Here is an 18,875-nt window from a genome sequence, read left to right on the forward strand (position 1 = left end):
AAACTCTTTCTCTTTTCAAGATTAGAAGAGTACTTTTGACGAAAATTCGTTTTCATCAGTCACTACCTTTTTGCTAATAGATCAATACACTAATCGGTGCTATAATGAAAATGAAGAAAGATTGTTTCAATCAGAAAGGACGATTAAATCCTGGGAACATTTGGAATAGTAGCTGTATTCGTCATTGTTGTACTCTTATTCATTTGTATCTATCTTCTTTTCAAAGTTATCTTCAAAAAATAAAGTTAGAAGTTAAGTAGGAAATAATTACAAACGAGACAATTTCATTTCGTCCTCGCAGCTGACAAGGCAAACTGATTGTCGTTCACTCCGTCCGCCCGGCGGACGAGATAAACTTCTTTTGGTTCATACTGTCAGCCGGGCGGACGGAGTAAACCAAAAGTAAGGGAGATTTTCCGCCGGGCGGACGAAGCAAACGAAAAGTAGTTGAGGTCATCCGCCGCGCTGACGGAAAAAGGAGAAGTCATTGAAACGGTCACTTTAAGTGACAAGTAAAAAAGGAAAGAAGGAATTTATGAAGCAAGAAAAGCTCATTGGACTTAAACTTAGTAATCTTTCTTTCCGTGCTCAATAACAGCCGCAAGCACTATGCGGATATCCTTGCCCGTCGCAAGGGCAAAGAGCCTAAAGCAGAATTGGGTTAATTAAAAAATGAGGTTGGGACTTTTCCAACCTCATTGTATTACGCTTTTTTCCTTTTTCCCCAAACGCTTTTTTCGGCAACTGCAGTAAAGAGCGCATCCGTTGAGGAATTGAGCGCCGTTTCACAGGAATCTTGGATAACTCCAATGATGAATCCTACCCCAACGACTTGCATGGCAACATCATTTGAAATACCGAAGAGACTACAAGCAACAGGAATGAGCAAAAGAGAACCACCTGCCACCCCGGAAGCACCACAAGCAGAGATAGCGGCGACAATACTGAGGATTAATGCTGTCGCAAAGTCAATCGAAATGCCTAATGTATTGACTGCAGCAAGGGTGAGCACATTGATGGTAATAGCTGCTCCAGCCATGTTAATAGTGGCACCAAGAGGAATAGAAACGGAATAAGTATCTTTGTTGAGTCCTAGTTCTTCACAAAGTTTCATGTTGACAGGAATATTAGCAGCTGAACTACGTGTGAAGAAAGCTGTCACACCACTGACTTTTAAACACCGCAAAACAAGTGGGTAGGGATTTTTTCTCATCAGAACAAAGGCAATGAAAGGGTTGACGACCAGAGCTACAAAAAGCATGATAGCGATTAAAACTGCTAATAAGCTGCCATAGTTAGCCAACACCGCCAATCCTTTGTCAGAAATCGTCTTAAAGACCAAACCAAGAATTCCAAAAGGAGCCAGATTGATAATCCATTCAACGACCTTAGAGGTTACACTTGCCATAGTTTGCAAAAGCTCTTTACTGCTTTTGCTGGCTTCACGCATGGCAAGTCCAAATACCACAGCCCAAGATAATATTCCAATATAGTTTGCGGTGATGAGAGCATTGACTGGATTGTCCACTACTTTGAGCAATAAATTACTGAGGACTTGCCCAATCCCATCTGGTGGTGTAATCTTGGTCTTTGACGCTGTGAGTGTGATGTGTAAAGGAAAAAGGTAGTTAGCTAGCACTGCGACTAAAGCTGCTGAGAATGTTCCCAAAAGATACAAGATAATGATAGTTTTCATGTTGGTTTCTTGCCCTTTTCGATGTTGTGATAGAGCATTGGTCACCAAAGCAAAAACCAACAGTGGAGCAATGCCCTTTAAGCCACCAACAAATATATCTCCCAATAAGCCAATTGCTGACAGCTTAGGACAGGTCAAGCCGAGGACAGCCCCTAATGCAATCCCGATAGCAATACGCTTAATCAAACTAGATTTTTTCCAAGCCAAAACTATTCTTTTCATATCATATAATCCCTTCATGATCATAATGTCTCCCATTATAGTATAAATATTCTGAAAAATCAATCTGTTTTAGATAGAATACACTGGGTGGAGTTCGTATTCCCCTGATTCAATTAGGCTTAGATATGGTATAATAGAAATAAGCAGGAGGTGACCTATGTTATTTGCGAACAAGAATGTATTCTCTCGCTACTTTGAAAAATTCAACTGGTCTAATTTGTTAGATGACGTCTTTAGCAAGCTCGTCTCACTCGTGCTATTGCTAGCTCTCTTTTACCTCGCTAAAAAGTTGGTACATGTACTCGTAAGAAAGATTATCTCACCCTCTTTGAAACTCTCCAGTCAAGACGAAGGGCGGCAAAAGACCCTCACTCGTTTGATTGAAAATTTACTGAATTACACCCTTTACTTTTTCTTGATCTATTGGATATTAGCGATTTTAGGCTTGCCGGTGTCTAGTTTACTGGCAGGAGCTGGGATTGCTGGGGTAGCAATCGGGATGGGCGCTCAAGGTTTCTTGTCCGATTTGGTCAATGGTTTCTTTATTTTACTGGAGCGACAGTTGGATGTCGGAGACAGCGTTCGCCTGACCAATGGCTCGATTAAAATCGCAGGAACGGTTGTGAGCGTCGGGATTCGGACGACACAAGTGCGCGATGCAGATGGCACTTTGCATTACGTTCCTAATCGCAACATTACCGTCGTCAGCAATCTCTCACGCGGCAATATGCGTGCGCTCATTGATATTCCATTATACGCTCAGACGGATTTGGAGAAGGTCACTCGGATTATCCAGCAGGTCAATCAAGAATATGCGGGCGATCAAGTAGAAATTTTGCAGGAACCGACGATTTTAGGTCCGCAACTCGCAGACAACGGACAATTTTATTTCCGTGTCAGTATCACTGTCCAAAGTGGTAGCCAAAGTACCGTTTATCATCAATTTTACAGATTGTATCATGACGCTCTATTAAAGGGAGGAATTGATTTGCCAACGATTTATGCACCAGCGTAAGCAGAAAGGAGATTATTATGGAAGAACAAGTACCGCATGAAATAACGACCCCTGCCGGTCACGTCTATCGTTTGAAACAGCCCCTGTATAAGCAGCCTTTGTTTTGGACGACCATCATTAGCTGTGTCATGCTTGTATTCATGACCCTCGTGGTGGCTGGTTTAAGTATTTTTAACTTTGCCTTTCTAGGGCATGGTGCTCGAACTGCAGTTTATCAAGATAGTTATAAACATCACCGTCTGGGAGACAGCGTGCGTTTTGAAAATGGAATGAAAATCACTGTTCAATACATTCATGTGGACTCCAAAGAGCGGATGAAAGGGCAAGCAACAGGAGCAACGATTACCGCCAAGGTCATTATCGAAAATACTTCTAGCGAATCTCTCCCTCTCAATGTCTATGACTTTGATTTACAAGACGAAATGGGAGAATCCTATGTCTTGGATGACGCTACTTTTGATACTACCAACATAAAAGAGGAGCTTGCGGTGGGCGAAAAGGTGGAATGGAAGCTGATGTATGACGGTGAGGACGGCTCGCAGCAGCCCTATACTCTCGCTTATGACAATGTCAGGTGGGGAGAAGCCAAAAGCGTGAAGTTTTAGAAATTTTCAGCAGAAGAACAGTAAAAGGCTGTGGACGAATCTGTCCACAGCCTTTTATCATGCATGTTCGTTTAAACAATCCCTTGAGCAATCATAGCATTGGCGACATTTTCAAAAGCAGCGATGTTTGCTCCTGCTAGATAGTCTTTGCCAAGATTGTAGTTTTCAGCAGTTGTTTTAGCAGTGTTGAAGATGTTGGTCATAATGTCTTTCAGACGAGTGTCTACTTCTTCACGCGTCCATGAGAGGCGGAGACTATTTTGACTCATTTCCAGAGCAGATACAGCAACTCCACCAGCATTGGCGGCTTTAGCAGGACCATAAAGGAGGTTATGTTCTTTGTAAACAGCAATGGCGTCAAGATTACTTGGCATGTTAGCACCTTCTGATACACAGAATACGCCTTGCGCTACCAAGCGTTTCGCTGCTTCACCGTCGATTTCATTTTGAGTGGCACATGGCAAGGCAATGTCGAATGCACCTTCGTAAGTCCAGACAGAGCCTTCGTAATAAGTAGCACTTGCTCTTTCAGCAGCGTATTCTGTCAGACGAGCACGACGTTTTACTTTCACATCTACCAGAAGATCAAAGTCAATTCCGTCCTTGTCAATGATATAACCATTTGAATCAGACACAGAAATGACTTTAGCACCGAGGGCGGTTGCTTTTTGCACAGCATATTGAGCTACATTTCCGGCACCAGATACGACAACAGTCTTTCCGTCAAAACTTTCACCGTTTGCTTTGAGCATTTCTTGCGTATAGTAAACAAGACCGTAACCAGTTGCTTCTGGGCGGATTAGAGAACCTCCAAATCCAAGTGGTTTACCAGTCAAGACACCAGCATCAAATTGACGTAGGCGTTTGTATTGACCATAGAGGTAGCCAATCTCACGTCCACCAACTCCAATGTCACCTGCAGGGACATCAAGAGAAGGACCGATGTATTTTTGCAATTCTGTCATGAAGCTTTGGCAGAAACGCATCACTTCAGCGTCTGTCTTGCCTTTCGGATCAAAGTCAGACCCACCTTTACCACCACCGATTGGCAGTCCAGTCAAAACGTTTTTAAAGATTTGTTCAAATCCGAGAAATTTCAAAATACCTTGATTAACCGTTGGGTGGAAACGAAGACCACCCTTATATGGTCCAACTGCGGAATTAAATTGCACGCGGTAACCGCGATTGACTTGAACTTTGCCGTCGCAATCAACCCAAGGAACACGGAAACTAATCACACGTTCTGGCTCGGTAATGCGTGCCAGAATGTTTTCTTCAATGTATTCAGGATGTTTTTCAAAAACGGGTTCAAGCGTGTTTAAAAATTCTTCCACCGCTTGCAGAAATTCTGCTTCGTGAGCATTGCGAGCTTTCACCAATTCAAAAGTGTTTTGGATATATTCTTTAGCAGTTGTCATAGACTTCTCCTTAAATAAGATACGAGGACGAGTAAAAATCGTACAAAATGGGAGGCTGACGCCGTGTTCGATGAACACAAGGGAGCCTATCTTTTTTGCTAGACTTTCGTCCGAGTTCAGTGTATGTTATATTTTGTTACGTGTGTCATTATAGCAGAAAATTTTTGTGCTGTAAAGAAAAAAGTTGAATTTTCTGAAAATTCCGACATAAAATTTACAACAAAATCCTGCTCAGCAAAAATTCATTTGCTTATCCCGAACATTTTTTCCTTCTATTCCGTTAAAAGAGTCAGATTTTTGCTTTTAATGGTACAATAGAAAAATGAAAGGAGTATTTCATGTCATCAACTCAAACACAAATCGCTGGTTTTACTTTTAACAATTGCCTGATGAATGCGGCTGGCGTTGCCTGCATGACGATTGAGGAGTTAGAAGAAGTTAAAAACTCACCTGCGGGAACCTTTGTCACTAAAACAGCTACTTTGCAAGCGCGAGCAGGAAATCCCGAACCTCGCTACCAAGATGTGCTGCTTGGCTCAATCAATTCAATGGGGTTACCCAATCATGGACTGGACTATTATTTGGATTACTTGTTAGAATTACAACAGACAGAACCGAATAGAACCTTCTTTTTGTCGCTGGTAGGTCTATCGCTAGAAGAAACCCATGCTCTTTTGAAAAGGTGCAGGACAGTGACTTTAAAGGCTTGACCGAACTCAATCTATCTTGTCCCAATGTTCCTGGCAAACCACAAATCGCTTATGATTTTGAGACGACGGAAAAGATCTTGAGTGAAGTGTTTGACTATTTCACCAAGCCACTAGGCATTAAATTGCCACCATATTTTGATATGGCACATTTTGATCAAGCGGCAGCTATTTTTAACAAATTTCCTCTTTCTTTTGTCAACTGTGTCAATTCAATTGGTAACGGGCTGTATATTAACGATGAAACAGTTGTCATTCGTCCGAAAAAAGGCTTTGGTGGTATTGGTGGTGAATATATCAAACCAACTGCACTTGCTAATGTTCATGCTTTTTATCAACGACTTAATCCTTCGATTCAAATCATCGGTACGGGCGGTGTATTGACAGGGCGGGACGCTTTTGAGCACATTCTTTGCGGAGCCAGTATGGTGCAAGTTGGAACAACGCTGCATAAAGAAGGTGTAGGGGCTTTTGAGCGCATTACAAATGAGCTGAAAGCGATTATGGAAGAAAAAGGCTATGAAAGCATAGAAGATTTTCGTGGGAAATTGCACTATCTGGACTAACCACAAGTGGTATTTGGCAATTCATTGCCACATCATTCTCAAGAAAGTTCTAATCAAATCCTTATAACATTTTAGGAATTTGTGAGAAAATAAGAACAAAGAAATGAGGTGTTTTTATGGCTGAAATTTATCTAGCAGGTGGCTGCTTTTGGGGTTTGGAAGAATATTTTTCCCGTATTACAGGTGTGATTGATACGACTGTCGGCTATGCCAATGGGCAGGTGGAATCTACCAATTATCAGCTGATTCATCAAACCGACCATGCTGAAACCGTTCAGGTGACTTATGATGAAAATTTGCTTAGCTTGCGAGAAATTCTGCTCTATTATTTTCGGGTGGTTGATCCGCTGTCTATCAATAAGCAAGGAAACGATATTGGTCGTCAATATCGCACAGGGATTTATTACACAAACGACACGGATGTGCCAGTCATTAACGAAGTCGTGAAAGAGCAAGAGCGGCGATTCGGTCAGAAGATTGCGGTGGAAGTAGAACCGCTGCGCCATTATGTATTGGCAGAGGATTATCATCAAGATTACCTCAAGAAAAATCCTAGTGGTTATTGCCATATCAATGTCAATGATGCCTACCAGCCTCTAGTAGATCCAGGACAATATGAGAAACCGAACGAAGCAGCTTTAAAGGCAGATTTGTCTGAAGAATCCTACCAAGTCACTCAACATGCCGCAACCGAACGACCATTTCATAACGAATATTTTGCAATGTTTGAAGAAGGCATTTATGTGGATGTGACAACGGGAGAACCGCTTTTCTTTGCCAGTGATAAGTTTGATGCTGGTTGTGGTTGGCCGAGTTTTACAAGACCGATTGCCAAAGATGTGATCAAGTATTATCAAGATAAAAGTCACGGCATGGAGCGAATTGAAGTGCGGTCGCGTTCAGGAAATGCACACTTAGGCCACGTTTTCACAGACGGTCCACAGGAACAAGGCGGACTTCGCTATTGTATCAATTCAGCAGCACTACGCTTTATTAAAAAAGAAAAAATGGAACAAGCAGGATATGGCTACTTGCTTTCATATATGAAGTAAGATCAGTAGAGTAAACAGGGACTGAGCTAGACGGCTCTGCTTATTTCGCAATTACTCATAAATGTGTGGATAGAGCGACTAGCAGTTTCAAAAATAATTACAGACTAAATAAATGTTGTAGTGATTGATTGCTCAAAGTATTGTAGATAGGATTTGCGGAGTAAATTTCAATGTTTTTCCTATTTTTTAAAGCTTGCTATTTGGTGTGGATTTTGCTACAATAACTAAAAAATTCAATGAAAACATATAATCTCCATAATAAGGTTGGAGAGTTTCTACCGTCTTACCGTAAATAAGCGTGGCTTTGTCCTTAGTTATGTTGTCAAATACAAATAGAGCATAAGGTGAATGTGAAATGAGTATCCATACGGCTTTTGTTTTTGTGAATGCTGCTAACGATGCACAGTAATTGAACATCATCTTATGGCTCTTGTTTAAAGGAGAAGCGATGAAAGCATTTAAACAAGTGAATTTGGTGACATGTGACGCAGATTTTCATGTCTATCGAAATGGGCTGCTGGTGGTAAACGAGGACAAGATTGTTTATTGTGGGAGTGAGGATGCTACTTGGGAAGTGAGGGCAGATGAGACAGTAGATTGTGAGGGAGCTTGGCTTATGCCTGGTCTAGTCAATTGCCATACTCACTCTGTTATGACCACACTTCGTGGCATTCGAGATGACAGCAATCTCCACGAATGGCTAGAAGATTATATCTGGCCGGCAGAAAGCGAGTTTACACCAGAGGTGACAACAAAAGCTGTCAAGTTAGCACTTATAGAAATGCTTCAGACTGGGACGACGACTTTTAATGATATGTACAATCCCAACGGTGTTGAAATTGGGCAAATTTATGAGGTCGTAGCACGTTCTAAAATGCGTTGTTATTTTTCACCGACTTTGTTTAGCTCAGATGTGGAGACGGCAGAAGAAACTTTAGCACGCACTCGGGTCATTATTGAGAAAATTTTATCCTACAATGATGACCGCTTTAAAGTAATGGTAGCACCACATGCGCCATATAGTTGCAGTAAGGATTTGCTAAAAGGAAGCTTAGAGCTGGCGCGTGAATTACAGCTGAAATTGCATATCCACGTGGCAGAAACACAAGCAGAAAATGGCATAATTTTAGAGCGTTATGGAAAACGCCCACTTGCTTTCTTGAGAGAATTAGGCTATCTGGAACATGAGGGGATTTTTGCCCACGGTGTGGAATTAAATGAGCGAGAAATTGCAGAACTAACAGCCTCTAAGATTCATATCGCCCACAACCCCATCAGCAATCTCAAATTAGCATCTGGCATTGCTCCCGTAACAGACTTGATTCAAGCTGGCGTGACAGTCGGACTTGCAACGGATTCGGTCGCTTCCAACAATAATTTGGATATGTTTGAAGAAAGTCGTACCGCTGCTCTTTTACAAAAAATGCGCACAGGTGACGCCACTCAATTTACCATTGAGCAGGCTTTGAAAACAATGACAATTGAAGGTGCCAAAGCGCTCGGCATGGATGATCAAATCGGCAGTCTAGAAGTTGGCAAACAAGCAGATTTTTTAATCATTCAGCCAAAAGGTAAAGTACACTTCTATCCAGAAGAAAAGATGCTTTCCCATCTCATCTATGCTGTCAAGGGAAATGATGTTAAAGATGTCTATATAGCAGGTGAGCAAGTTGTAAAAGACGGACAAGTCCTGACGATGGATGTAGTTATGTAAAAATGAAAGTTCTAAAGGAATCTTTGAAGAACCTCTTTGACACAATAGAGGTTCTTTCTTTATAAATATTTCAGACAAATTAGTAAGTCCATCTTGTATTGTATAGTAAAAATTAGAGGTTCGTAACAATTGTTCTAACCTCTAATTTTTGTAATAAGTATAACAAGCTTATGAGCCATAATGAAGCTAAATGGATAAAAACTCCTTTTGCAGACAAAGCGCAACACCAGCTGTTGCACCAGTGAAGTCATTGTAAGGCTCGATAATGAGTTCAGGCAAGTCTTTGAAGAGTAGTTTTGGTTGTTGTGAGATTTCTTGATAGAAAGCTGCAATGACTTTGTCATCAGTCAAGATGGGACTGTGCAGATAAATTTTCTTTGCATCAATCATCATGTTAAGGTTTAGCAGGGATTGTGCCAAATACTTAAATGCCAAATGCAGGAGATTGAGAATAGCTTGGTCTCCTAAGTTATATGCTGTGAGGATAGTTTGAATCGTGATCTCTTCTTTATCTGTGACAAGTGATTTTAAATGTGTCAACTCGGCAGTTTCGAAGATGATTTTTGCTTTTTTTATCAGCCAACTTTCACTAGCATAAGTCTGCAAACAGCCTCTGCGTCCGCAACCACAGACTTCTCCGTCAGGACAAACGACGGTATGACCAATTTCGCCGATGACAATATTGCTTTTGCCGTAGATTTTGCCATTGTACATATAAGAGCAGTGCATACCCCGTGCAAAATGAAAATAGATAAAATTCTCATCCAGTTGGTAAGCAGAAAAAAGGCGTTTTGCTAGTGCCATGCAATTGACATTATTAGAAAAGTAAATTGGAAAAGAAAACTCGTTTTTAATCTTCGCTAGATCAAATTGTTTCCATGTTTGATTGTTTGTTGTAATCAAGTCATTGTGCAAATAGCGTCCAGGGATAGCTACTCCCACGGCTTGAATTGTATAGGAATTGTTCCGAAAAATGAATTGTTCAAGTAAATGACAAAACAAATCAGCGCCTTCTGCTAGAATTTTTTCCGAGGTGACGGTTGCTTTATCTTTATCAATCACATTTCCTGTATTATCACTCAACACAAAAGAAAAGTATTTTTCAGACAGTTCACAGCCGATGAAATAAGAGTGCTGTTTTTTTATACCCAAGAGGATTTTCTTGCGTCCGACTTTTGCGTGTTCTTCATCTTCCCCCAGCTCATACAGCAGTTTTTCTTGGATCAAACTTCCTGTAATCGCACTAACTGTAGCAGGAGTAATGCCCGTCTCTTTTGAAATATCAATGCGAGAAATTGGCCCCTTGGCGTAAATTTTATCTAAAATAATTGTTCGTAACTCAGCTTGTTTTTTCGTTTGATTCATTATCTACCATCCTTCCCTGCATCTATTATATATTGATTATAAAAAATTATCAAATATAAGTGAAAGCGCTTGACTTTTTGGAATAATTGTTTTAAAATATAATTAAAAAGCGAGATAAAGTTGATTTTGTCTGCTATTTAATAATATATTATAATCAAAGGAGATTGTAAAGATGGACAAATTTTTACAAGCAAAACTAATGCCTATTGCTATTAAGTTGGGGAACAATAAAGGCTTAGTAGCAATTCGGGACGGCATTACGCTTGCGGTACCATTACTGTTGATTGGTTCTTTGTTTATGGTCATTGCTAGTTTTCCTGTTCCAGGATGGGAAGCTTATTTGACAAAAATTGGGGTTTCTGTCTATCTATGGAAAGGCGTGGATAGTAGTTTTGGTCTGATTGGTTTGGTAGCCAGTTTTGGAATTGCCTACTATATGAGCCGTCAATACAAAGTGGATGGGATTCCTTCTGGGATTATCTCGCTTGCTGCCTTTATCACAGTGACACCATTCCTTGCTACTAAAACAGGAAACGGTGTTCCCACAGCATTTTTAGCTTCACAAGGTCTTTTTGTAGCAATCATTCTTGGTTTAGTGAATGGTTATATCTATCAATGGTTCATCAATCATAATGTCCAAATTAAAATGCCTGATGGTGTTCCACCGGCAGTTTCAAAAAGTTTCAGCGCCATTATTCCAGGTGCAGTGATTATCACAGGCTGGTTGTTGGTTTATGCCCTTTTAGCAAGTTTAAAACTACCAAATTTGCATGCGGTAGCTCAAACTGTTTTAGGAAAACCGCTAGGTCTACTAGGTAATAATTTATTTGGTTTGATGATTCTAGTTGCTTTAAATAGTTCATTCTGGTTTGTTGGACTTCATGGAGGAAATGTTGTCAATGCGGTTATGAAACCATTGTGGCTTTCGAATCTCGATGCCAATAAAGTTGCTTATCAAGCAGGGGAAAAACTACCGCATATCTTTACCAGTGTCTTTATGGATAATTTCGTCTTCATTGGCGGTGGCGGCGCAACTATTGGCTTGGTATTAGCGATTGGTTATTTGGCGAAAAAGAGAAAATCAAGCAAGCAGATCAAAACACTGGCACCTATTACAGTGGTTCCAGGTTTGTTCAATATCAATGAGCCAACGATGTTTGGTGTTCCAATTGTCTTAAACATTTTGCTTCTGTTCCCATTTATTTTGGCACCGATTGCGAATCTCATCGTTGCATGGTCATCCATGGCAAGTGGTCTTGTACCGTTAACATATACTGACCCAGGTTGGACAACTCCTCCGATTATTAGTGGCTTGCTGGCAACGGGAAGTTTTAAAGCGTCTATTTTACAAGCTGTTCTTATTGTGATTGATATTTTAATCTATATTCCATTTGTAATTACTATTGAAAAACGCTTTAAAGCAGAAGAAAATCAGTAGGGAGATGAGAATATGAAACGATTAATTAGTGCAAATCCTTCGGAAATTTTGAATATGACAGCCCAAGAGCTCAAGCAAAGCATTCAAGCGAGTGAAGGGCGAGTTGTTTTATCCGAAAATGTTGTCATTCGTGAAACCTTTGTCGGAGATATTACCAATGCTGAGATTGCAAGAGCTTTTGGTGCAGATATGATTTTGCTGAATTGCTTAGATGTTTTCCAACCAGAAATATTTGGCTTAGATTGTAAAAAAGAGCAAATTGTTCACGAATTGCATCGCTTGGTAGGCGCTCCGATTGGAGTGAATTTAGAACCTGTTGATTTGGAAGCTGATATGTTGGAAGAAGTACAAGTGATTGCTGCCGGTCGGCAAGCTAGTCAGGCTTCTTTTGAACAAATTGAAAAATTAGGTTTTGATTTTGTTTGTTTGACAGGTAATCCAGGAACAGGAGTTAGCAATAAAGAAATTATTGATGCAGTAAAATTAGCTAAGCAGCATTTTTCAGGTTTGATTATAGCTGGGAAAATGCACGGTGCAGGGGTATCCGAGCCGGTTACAGATCTTCAGACAGCTGAGAAATTATTAGACGCGGGTGCAGATGTGATTTTGGTGCCAGCCGTTGGAACGGTTCCTGCTTTCAGCGATGAGGAAATGAGAGCTGTCGTAGATCTAGTACATAGTAAAAGAGGTTTAGTCTTAAGCGCTATTGGCACTAGCCAAGAGACGTCAGATATTGAAACAATTAAACAAATCGCACTTCGTAATAAAATTTGTGGTGTTGATATTCAACATATTGGGGATGCAGGTTATGGTGGTTTGGCAGTAGTGGATAATATTTATGCACTGAGCAATACTATTCGTGGTGTTCGACATACTGTATCACGTTTAGCAAGATCCGTTAATAGGTGAAAAATCATTGACTCTAATGAATAGAAAGGAACAATTATGACTAAAGTTACCATTATGTTGGCATGTGCTGCGGGTATGAGTACCAGCTTGCTTGTTACAAAAATGCAAGCTGCAGCCGATGAAAAAGGATTAGATGCAGAAATTTTTGCAGTTCCAGCACCAGAAGTAGATGATATCCTTTCTGAGAAGAAAGTAGATGTTTTGTTATTAGGTCCACAGGTGCGCTATCTTTTAGATCAATTCACAGAAAAGTTAGCTCAAAAGAATATCCCAGTTGGAGTTATCCCAATGGTGGATTATGGCATGATGAACGGTCCACAGGTGCTAGCGTTAGCTGAGGAACTGATCGGAGGCTAGAAGATTGATATGGAAAATTCAAATTTAGAAAGTATCATGTCCCTCATTATGTATGGTGGCGAGGCGAAGAGCAATGCTTTTGAAGCGATTCAAAAAGCTAAGAACGGTCTCTTTGAAGAAGCACATGAAAAGTTAAAAGCAGCAGATGAGGCATTAGTTTTAGCACACAAGTCACAGACAGTGATGCTGACACAAGAAGCTCAAGGTGAAAAAATTGAGCTCAGCCTCTTGATTGTGCATGCTCAAGACCATTTGATGACCAGCTTAACGTTTATTGATTTAGCGAAAGAAGTCGTTGAAGTGTACGAACGACTAAACCAAGTGGTTAAATAATCTTTTAAAACTTTGATAGGTTGAACGACTTGTCAAAGTTTTTTATATTATCAACAGATGACCGCTTTATTTATCATTTGATAATTATTTAAAAAAATTAGAAACCGCTTGCAAAACAATAAAATTATGTTACACTTAAAATAAGGGTTGTTACTGGTCATGCAGGCAAAACCTAGACAAATACAAAATATAGAGTAGTCAGGCTACTTTCTATTTAGTATGTGTTTAGGTTTTTTCTTTGTTTTAAGAAGGAGGGTACAGCATAGGAAACAAAGAAAACTTTTTCAATATCAATATAAAGGAGACAGTACATGAACTTTAGAAACTTTTGCAAATGGATAGGGCTAGCTATTTCACTTATAATTTTAGTCGCTTGTAGTCAGACTTCAAAGCAGGGAGAACAAAAAAATAATCATTTGATTGTTCGCCAGACAGAGTACGGTCTGGTGAAAGGGAGTACTACAAACGGTATTCTTACCTGGAAAGGTGTTCCGTACGGCGGAGACACTTCTGGAGCTAATCGCTGGAAAGCACCAAGCAATCCTAAAAAGTGGAAAGGAGAACTTGATGCTAGTAAATCTGGTCAAGTAGCTCTTCAATCAAGTACAGATGGCGTTATTGGTAGTGAAAATGCTTTGAATTTAGATATTTATCGTCCAAATTCAAATAAAAAGAAGCTGCCAGTTCTGGTTTATATTCATGGAGGAAATAATCAAACTGGGAAATCAGAAGAATTGTCAGGGGCTTCGTTTGTCAAAAACCATGATGCAATCTTTGTTTCTGTGAACTATCGTTTGGGTGTTTTAGGTTTCAATCCTCTTCCTGCACTGAAAACAGGCAGTGATGAAGAAAATTCTGGCAATTATACTCTGCTGGATATTGCAAAATCGTTAGATTGGATTCGAGAAAATATTGAAAACTTTGGCGGTGACTCTAAAAACGTTACTGTTTCAGGTTTTTCGGCAGGCGGTCGTGATGTAATGGCGATGTTGATTTCGCCAATTTTCAAAGGGAAATTTGATAAAGCTATTTCCTTCAGTGGCGGTATGACACTGGCTGATGAGTCTAAGAGCCAAGATGTATTCGCAACGGCTTTAGCGCCACTGGTTGTAGAAGATGGTAAAAAAGGATCTGTAGAAGAAGCGAAAGCTTGGTTGTTAACACGCGACAATGAAGTTAAAGATTATTTATATCATTTAGATGCGAAACGCTTGGCTCCTTTGATGGGAAATGCCTCTATCCGCATGAGTGTTTTCCCACACCTCTATCCTGATGGGGTTGTGTTGCCAAAAGAAGGATTTGACACCAAGAATTACAACAATGTTCCATTATTGATGTTAACAGGTCAAGATGAATTCTCCTTATTTGGATATTTTGATAAGTATTTCGCTAAAGCTCAAGAAAATAAAACCATGACTCAAGAACCTGCTGCAAGTGATTACGCCTTTATCAATAAATACGGTGGTCAACTTTATAGTCTCTTTAATGTTCAAGAATCAGCAGAAAAAATGATTGCCAATTATAAGTCACCAATTTATGCAGGTGAGGTTCAATTCGGTCATGATCCAGCTGTTGTTGGCTCTCCAATGTCAACTTTTGGCTCGTATCATGGAGTTTTTGTCCCGCTTTTTGATCAAGATAATCAAAATTATAAAGCATTAGTTGGTGATGCTTATAAGAGTAATGGCGCAAAAAAATTATCTACTATTTTCCAAGATTATATCTATCATTTCATCTCTAATGGCAATCCAAATGGCAAAAATTTGCCAGAATGGAAAACTTGGTCAGCAGCTGGCGATGAAACGACTCTTTATTTAGATGCGACTAAAAAAGATGATAATATTAAGATGGGAAAGAAAGAGTTTACCTATGCAGATGTTTTGGATGCCATCGAAAAAGATACTAGTGTCCCTACAGATAGAAAACAAGTTTTGATCTCACAAGTTTTAAATGGTCGTTGGTTTAGTCATGGCTTAGATGAAAAATATAATAATTTATCAGAATTTGATAAATAATAGATCACTTCAAACTGAACTTTTTAGATAGTTTTAGAATCAAAAGCGAGACAGCCAAAAGTAATAAATATCCTTGGTTTTGTCTCGCTTTTTTGTATAAACATATCGCAAACTTCCAATTATCATTTTGAACATTCTTAAATGCTCGTAACGCCTTGCTATATAGGCTTTTGAGCGTTTTTTTCTTTAGGAAGAACCTTCACGTTTCTTTGTGTAATCTGTTATGAATGGATTGTCAAATTTTCAAAAGACATGTGTCTTCATTCAAATTTTTTATTATATCTCTTAAACAAAGAACCTATTTGATGATTTTATTATATTTACAGTTTCTTTAATACCTAAATGATCCGTATAAAGCAAATGATTCTGATTGATATTTTTAGATAAAAACTCATTTCTTGATGTGATTGATAAATCACCCGTTCTTTCGATTTCTTTTCTAGATAAATCTCGGGCTCTAAGCGTTTGTTCTTCTGCTAGCAACACACAGTATTTTAAGTTTATCTGTCTTGCCTTTAAGAAGTCTGCAATTTTCTTAAGTTGCTCCTCAAAGATGACATATTCTATGACAACTGTGATGCCTCTGTCCATGAAATTTTTGGTCAAACTGATGATATTGTCCCAAAACAAATCCATATAGTAGCCATCATCTTCCCATGGGGCTACCAACCCACTTTTAACCATTAAATAAATCATGTCCCCTTCTATAACAGCGCTCTTATCAAATGTAGCAGCTAATTCTTTGCTGACAGTACTTTTCCCGACGCCTGGAGGACCTGAAATGATATAAATACAATTTTCCAATATAACACCTCTATAAATTCAAAGTTAATGAATAGATAAAAAATATAATGCTTCCTCTCTTATTTCCTTATCATATGATTTATTTTCATAAATTTTTTTCAACAGGCTTAAATAATACTCTTTATTATCCGCTCCATTTATTATACGATTCAACATCCAAATAGTATGCAAAGTAGGTTTTCTTTTTATGGAATTGACAAGTTCTTCTTCATATCCTTTTTTATAAAATGTCTCAACAAAATGTACTATCGCACCCGGATCTCCAAAGTGGATAAGAGGATTTCTTTCCATAAGTTGAAGTAAAGGCTTTACCGAAGCTAATTGGTTATGATTGCGTTTAATATCTTCTATACAATCAATCATAACGATTTCAAAATCATCACAATTTATATTATCTTCAATTTTTTTGATTATTGCATTTAAATTATACATATCGAATCATTCCCACAACTTCTAATTTATCTGCGATTGTTTTCAATCCAGGAAACAGAAAAATCCACTAGATGGCGTTGCTTCATTAATCTGGAATCGGCATTGCCGACGTTGCCTCTATTTGCCAGACCTCTTTTCTCAAATGCCCTTCCGATGTCCTCAAAATCTTCTCCGTCAACGAATAAGGTCTGATAAGCCTTCCATACGCGAACACCGTCTTCAAGTACGGCACTATGTTCAATACAGTCATGTTTCCCTGGATATTCTGCACGTACATCCGCTAAATGTATGGAGGTGTTTTTGTCATAGCCAACTCCTAATAAGAGTACTTTTGCATCCAGTTCATAGAGTTTTGCAATCGGTGAACCCTCTCCAAATATATTTGAAAGAGTATATTCCGCTGTAATATATTCCGCATGTTTCCCCCATGCACAAACAGATCTTGCTGGATGGTCTGTTCGGATGCTTCCTGGCCATTGACGAAACATTTCTGCAACAGCTCCCATGGTATTTGTCGGTGTTAGCTGTTTATCATATGCTGGCCAATTTTCTCTGATTTTATCCCAGTCAGACTCCTCCGCCTCCCAATGCACATCTGTTTCTGGATCCAGATTTTTCCATGACTGTGTGGGCATCACAATTGTACCCTCAGAAGTCACTACTTCAATTAGAGCTTCAATCACAGTCTGCGCTCCACCACATACATAGCCCATACTTTTTAAAGATGTATGGACAATGACAATATCCCCTTCTTTCAGGCCGATTTCTCTCAATCCCTCTACTATATCTTTTTTGCTTACTGTTCTCATCATCTTTCCCTCTTGTCGTCAATGTACTCTACTTTACAAATCAATCTTTTCAAAATTTTTAATCGATTTTTGGTAGGATAACCAGGTGCATAACAGAAACATGGTGACACCAATTACGAATATGACAAGCTGCGGTATGCTTATGTAGGAAGGGTCATTCAAACTTTCTAAACTGGGAATATGGTGCAAGGCCTCACCCACAGTAATGATGATAAAACCGGCTAGGCAGAACAGGATAAAAGGTCTGCCAATCTGGTAAGCTGTCTTAAAAAAGCCTCCAAGAAAAATGCTGTTAAAGGCTGCAAATACAATCATTACATATCCAAGATAAGCTGCATTTGCATTCATCAATTGATTGGTAACATAAGGAGCAGCATTCCCTAAAAAACTCATCCGCATAACCGTTAGAAATGTACAAAGGATAAATGCCACCAATTCGATAGACAAGACAAATAAATATTTGGCTGTAACCACGTCTTGTTTCTTAACCGGCAACATCACCGTGTAGGTTATATCATCGTATTCTCGAATCTGTTGGTAAGTATAGAAAATGCCCAGGCAGATAAAGAAGGAACCTACAAGAATAGGATATCTTGGAATCATAGTCATGGCTGAAAAAACGATAAACCAATAACTCAAGGGATTGGCTGTCAGTTTCATTTCCTTATACAGTAGCTTTTTCATCAGAGATTCACCTCTTCTCTTTCGATATGTACCATAATGTCCTCAAGCGTTGGACTGCCACCCATTTCTGTTGCGTAATACTGAATGAAATCTTCTTTCTTGGTCGATAACAGGATTTCTCCGTTTTTGATGTAGGTAATCGTATCCGCACATTTTTCTAAATCGCTGGTGATGTGGGTGGAGAATAAAATAGCGACACCTTTTGGGCCAATTTTCGGAAAATCTCATTCATTTCATCTCTGGATACTGGGTCAAGTCCGCTGGTTGGCTCATCCAGGATTAAAAGTTTGGCTTGATGGGAAAGAGCCAAAGTAAGATAAAATTTCACCTTCATCCCCTCAGAAAGCTCCATAATCTTCTTGTTTTCGTCAAGATTGAATGCAGTCAGGTAATGACGATACTCCTTGTCATCCCAAGTGTCATAGAAGCCACGAGTGATTGCCACAATTTCTTTTAGCTTTTTCCTTGTATAATAATTAATTCCGCCTACTGCATAACCAATCTGCTGTTTAATGTTATCCTCATTGTCCAGATAATCCATTCCAAGAATACGGACGCTGCCTGCATCGGGATGAACAAGGTTTAGAATAGATTTAAGGGTCGTTGTTTTACCTGCACCGTTTCGACCGATGAATCCCATCACTTCACCAGCCTCAATATGAAAGCTAGTCGGTTTTAGTTCAAAAGCCGGATAGATTTTCGTGAGACCATTTATTTCCAGAATATTTTCCATA

16 protein-coding genes, 2 pseudogenes and 1 riboswitch are annotated in these 18,875 nt (G+C 39.4%); of the genes and pseudogenes, 10 read left to right on the forward strand and 8 right to left on the reverse strand.

What is annotated here, in order from left to right; all coding sequences use genetic code 11:
• Positions 1-703 precede the first annotated feature (703 nt).
• On the reverse strand, positions 704-1,918 hold the full coding sequence (sstT, locus tag HMPREF2887_RS06825) for a serine/threonine transporter SstT (RefSeq protein WP_026248199.1): 1,215 nt from the start codon (positions 1,916-1,918) through the stop codon (positions 704-706).
• A gap of 157 nt (positions 1,919-2,075) precedes the next feature.
• On the opposite strand from sstT, the gene HMPREF2887_RS06830 reads away from it, so the two are divergent.
• A complete protein-coding gene (locus tag HMPREF2887_RS06830) occupies positions 2,076-2,933 on the forward strand; it encodes a mechanosensitive ion channel family protein (RefSeq protein WP_003026406.1) in 858 nt (285 codons plus the stop codon).
• A 17-nt stretch (positions 2,934-2,950) separates the two neighbouring features.
• Complete coding sequence (locus HMPREF2887_RS06835; protein ID WP_003026404.1) at positions 2,951-3,538, forward strand: DUF4352 domain-containing protein; 588 nt, start codon at positions 2,951-2,953, stop codon at positions 3,536-3,538.
• 71 nt (positions 3,539-3,609) lie between these two features.
• Here HMPREF2887_RS06835 and gdhA read toward each other — a convergent pair whose 3' ends face one another.
• Positions 3,610-4,956, reverse strand: coding sequence for an NADP-specific glutamate dehydrogenase (gdhA, locus tag HMPREF2887_RS06840; protein WP_021002132.1), 1,347 nt, complete (start codon positions 4,954-4,956; stop codon positions 3,610-3,612).
• A gap of 338 nt (positions 4,957-5,294) precedes the next feature.
• On the opposite strand from gdhA, the pseudogene HMPREF2887_RS06845 reads away from it, so the two are divergent.
• From HMPREF2887_RS06845 to HMPREF2887_RS06855, 3 genes and pseudogenes are all read left to right on the forward strand, one after another.
• Positions 5,295-6,229: pseudogene (locus HMPREF2887_RS06845) on the forward strand (dihydroorotate oxidase).
• Between the two features lie 116 nt (positions 6,230-6,345).
• On the forward strand, positions 6,346-7,281 hold the full coding sequence (gene msrB / locus HMPREF2887_RS06850; RefSeq protein ID WP_003026399.1) for a peptide-methionine (R)-S-oxide reductase MsrB: 936 nt from the start codon (positions 6,346-6,348) through the stop codon (positions 7,279-7,281).
• 222 nt (positions 7,282-7,503) lie between these two features.
• Positions 7,504-7,606, forward strand: a riboswitch (purine riboswitch).
• A gap of 123 nt (positions 7,607-7,729) precedes the next feature.
• On the forward strand, positions 7,730-8,995 hold the full coding sequence (locus tag HMPREF2887_RS06855) for a TRZ/ATZ family protein (protein ID WP_084740964.1): 1,266 nt from the start codon (positions 7,730-7,732) through the stop codon (positions 8,993-8,995).
• Positions 8,996-9,181: 186 nt separating this feature from the next.
• On the opposite strand, the gene HMPREF2887_RS06860 is transcribed toward HMPREF2887_RS06855, so the two are convergent.
• Positions 9,182-10,360 (reverse strand): ROK family transcriptional regulator, encoded by a 1,179-nt coding sequence (locus HMPREF2887_RS06860; protein ID WP_021002128.1) that lies wholly within the window; start codon positions 10,358-10,360, stop codon positions 9,182-9,184.
• A 172-nt stretch (positions 10,361-10,532) separates the two neighbouring features.
• Between HMPREF2887_RS06860 and HMPREF2887_RS06865 the strand changes: the two genes are divergently transcribed.
• The 5 genes from HMPREF2887_RS06865 (at position 10,533) to HMPREF2887_RS06885 (ending at position 15,412) form a co-directional block, all read left to right on the forward strand.
• Complete coding sequence (locus tag HMPREF2887_RS06865; RefSeq protein ID WP_021002127.1) at positions 10,533-11,798, forward strand: PTS sugar transporter subunit IIC; 1,266 nt, start codon at positions 10,533-10,535, stop codon at positions 11,796-11,798.
• A 12-nt stretch (positions 11,799-11,810) separates the two neighbouring features.
• Complete coding sequence (locus tag HMPREF2887_RS06870; RefSeq protein WP_021002126.1) at positions 11,811-12,707, forward strand: DUF7916 family protein; 897 nt, start codon at positions 11,811-11,813, stop codon at positions 12,705-12,707.
• A gap of 36 nt (positions 12,708-12,743) precedes the next feature.
• Positions 12,744-13,064: a PTS sugar transporter subunit IIB gene (locus HMPREF2887_RS06875; protein WP_021002125.1), complete on the forward strand. Its 321-nt coding sequence runs from the start codon at positions 12,744-12,746 to the stop codon at positions 13,062-13,064.
• Positions 13,065-13,073: 9 nt separating this feature from the next.
• Positions 13,074-13,397, forward strand: a complete 324-nt coding sequence (locus HMPREF2887_RS06880; RefSeq protein WP_021002124.1) for a PTS sugar transporter subunit IIA — start codon at positions 13,074-13,076, stop codon at positions 13,395-13,397.
• 311 nt (positions 13,398-13,708) lie between these two features.
• A complete protein-coding gene (locus HMPREF2887_RS06885) occupies positions 13,709-15,412 on the forward strand; it encodes a carboxylesterase family protein (protein ID WP_021002123.1) in 1,704 nt (567 codons plus the stop codon).
• Between the two features lie 285 nt (positions 15,413-15,697).
• Here the strand turns inward: HMPREF2887_RS06885 and HMPREF2887_RS06890 are convergent, their stop codons facing one another.
• The 5 genes and pseudogenes from HMPREF2887_RS06890 to HMPREF2887_RS06910 form a co-directional block, all read right to left on the reverse strand.
• Positions 15,698-16,216 (reverse strand): AAA family ATPase, encoded by a 519-nt coding sequence (locus HMPREF2887_RS06890; RefSeq protein WP_021002122.1) that lies wholly within the window; start codon positions 16,214-16,216, stop codon positions 15,698-15,700.
• A gap of 24 nt (positions 16,217-16,240) precedes the next feature.
• On the reverse strand, positions 16,241-16,648 hold the full coding sequence (locus HMPREF2887_RS06895) for a hypothetical protein (RefSeq protein WP_021002121.1): 408 nt from the start codon (positions 16,646-16,648) through the stop codon (positions 16,241-16,243).
• A 26-nt stretch (positions 16,649-16,674) separates the two neighbouring features.
• Positions 16,675-17,460 carry an AAC(3) family N-acetyltransferase gene (locus HMPREF2887_RS06900; RefSeq protein ID WP_041784055.1) on the reverse strand — a complete coding sequence of 262 codons (786 nt, stop codon included), beginning with the start codon at positions 17,458-17,460 and terminating at the stop codon, positions 16,675-16,677.
• 30 nt (positions 17,461-17,490) lie between these two features.
• Positions 17,491-18,141, reverse strand: coding sequence for an ABC-2 transporter permease (locus HMPREF2887_RS06905; RefSeq protein WP_021002119.1), 651 nt, complete (start codon positions 18,139-18,141; stop codon positions 17,491-17,493).
• Positions 18,141-18,874, reverse strand: a pseudogene (locus tag HMPREF2887_RS06910) (ABC transporter ATP-binding protein). Before HMPREF2887_RS06910 ends, HMPREF2887_RS06905 begins: the two are co-directional and overlap by 1 nt.
• Position 18,875 lies beyond the last annotated feature (1 nt).

It is taken from the genome of Streptococcus sp. HMSC071H03 (genome assembly GCF_001813035.1).
In the GTDB taxonomy this organism is placed as follows: domain Bacteria; phylum Bacillota; class Bacilli; order Lactobacillales; family Streptococcaceae; genus Streptococcus; species Streptococcus anginosus.